This is a genomic window from Micromonospora sp. BS32 (genome assembly GCF_059089345.1).
The window spans coordinates 1-402 of the sequence record NZ_JBSSHR010000152.1; the positions used below are offsets into that span (position 1 = coordinate 1).

Sequence of the window (402 nt, forward strand, 5' to 3'; positions counted from 1 at the left end):
TGAACAGCACGACCGGCACCGCTTCCATCACCACCGACAGCACCTGGGGCCAGTCGTTGCCGGGGCGGTCGACCCACAACCCGTGGTCCAGCTCCAGTCCGGCGTCCGCGGCGGCCAAGCCGCCGAGTTGCGGCAGCCCCAGGGCGGCCCACACACCGCGGCGGGCCGCACCGCCCCCCAGTGCGAGCAGCAGCGGCAGGTCCCCGTCCTCCACCGCCACCGAGGAACCGGCCCGCAGTGCTCCACCGGGAAGCAGGGGCCGCAGCGCGGGCGGTACGGGCAGAGGCGCGCCACCCGGCCTGACCGGCGCGCCGCCCGTGGAGTGGATCGGCATCCGTCTTAGAATCGAACATGCGAACGATTCCCGCAACTCCATGATCGCCGGTTCCCGGACCCTGTCCG

The 402-nt window shown here is 73.1% G+C and carries 1 protein-coding gene; it reads right to left on the reverse strand.

Annotated elements, in window-relative coordinates:
- Positions 1-334, reverse strand: a 334-nt coding sequence (locus AC5RWQ_RS30690) for an ImuA'/RecA-like NTPase (RefSeq protein ID WP_494286080.1), incomplete at its 3' end; no start/stop codon positions are given.
- Positions 335-402 lie beyond the last annotated feature (68 nt).